The 1307-nt window shown below is 63.0% G+C and carries 2 protein-coding genes; both read left to right on the forward strand.

What is annotated here, in order from left to right; genetic code table 11:
• The first annotated feature begins 190 nt into the window (after positions 1-190).
• Positions 191-703, forward strand: coding sequence for a hypothetical protein (locus AB0M45_RS33815; protein ID WP_364337560.1), 513 nt, complete (start codon positions 191-193; stop codon positions 701-703).
• Positions 704-721: 18 nt separating this feature from the next.
• Entirely contained in the window at positions 722-1159 is a 438-nt protein-coding gene (locus AB0M45_RS33820) for a hypothetical protein (protein ID WP_364337562.1), read from the forward strand.
• Positions 1160-1307 lie beyond the last annotated feature (148 nt).

The following is a 1307-nucleotide window of genomic DNA, read 5'->3' on the forward strand; positions in this document are numbered from 1 at the left end:
GTAAATTCGGTGATCCGAAGATGACATGTGGCATTTCCTCCGGTTAGCCTGCCAGAGCCGTCGCAGGGAGGACGACGGGTGAGCCCGATAACGCAGGGCTCCGGCCAATTCAAATCGGAGGACTATTTCAATGAAGCGTACGATCGCGTCCGCATTTCTTGCGGGGGGTGCACTGTCGATGCTGGTGTGCATGACGCCCATAGCGACGGCAGCGCCGTCGGACGTGGAAAGCATCAGCTGCGCGGAATACTCGAGCCAGACGCTGAGTGGCCGGGTGTCCACCATCAAGGATCTGCTGGAGGCACGGCCCGGTCACAGGTACGGGTCGAAGCCCACCACGGTCGTACGCAAAGTCGATGCCGGCTGCAGGGTGGCCAAGAAAAGGAACGCGGGCGATACGGTGCGCGTCGCCAAAATCGTCGATGAGCTGAACAGAGGCTCTTCCCCATCGAATTCCCCATCGGACAGTTCGCCCGCTGACGCGCCATCCGGCGGCCCGGACACCAGGTGCTCGGTGTGGCTGAAGATGAAGCGCCCGGAGCAGGCGGCGCTGCTGCAACAGCATTTGGTGCAGCCCCGCAGCAAGTTCGACGGCCGGTTCAACACCGCCGCCGCGCTCGTGGACGGTGAATGCAACACGCTCGGCGGCAGCGCGACGGTCGCCCAAGCGTACGCCGCCGTGATGCGGAAACACGACAAGTAACCGGAAAGGCCCGCAGTCATGCGTCATACCATCACCATCCTCACCGCGATCGCGATCGGCGCCGCAGCACTCTCCGGTTGCGGCAAGGATTCATCGCCATCCGCAGACCGCGAGGCGGCATCACCCGCAAGCAACGATTCTTCCAGCACGTCGGCGTATTGCGCCGCGGTCAAGGACCTCGGCGATATCGGCACACAACTGAACTCGGACGAACTGAATCTCAAGGCACGGGAGGTCGCCGCGGTCGCCCCCGCCGAAATCCAAGCAGACTGGGAAAATTTCGCGGACGCCCAAGAGGCAGTCCTCGACGCGGGAAACACCGATCTCGATCCCACCGATCCATCAGCCCTGCAGGAACTCCAACAGCGGGCCGCCACCGCTCAGGAGAATTCCGACAAGCTGAACCGGGCCGTACCGAAGATCATGGACCACATCACCAAAACCTGCGAAAAGTAAACGCCACACAACACCTTCCAACGCAGCACACCCAGCAACCCCCATACCCCACGACACCCCGACAGCTCGGCAGGCACGCCACCCACCCGACGGGCAGCACCCAACCGGTCCAGCTCAGACGGCCGGGGAATCCACTCCCTTCGAGGGA

Origin of the sequence: Nocardia sp. NPDC051787, assembly GCF_040681325.1 — a bacterium.
GTDB lineage: Bacteria > Actinomycetota > Actinomycetes > Mycobacteriales > Mycobacteriaceae > Nocardia.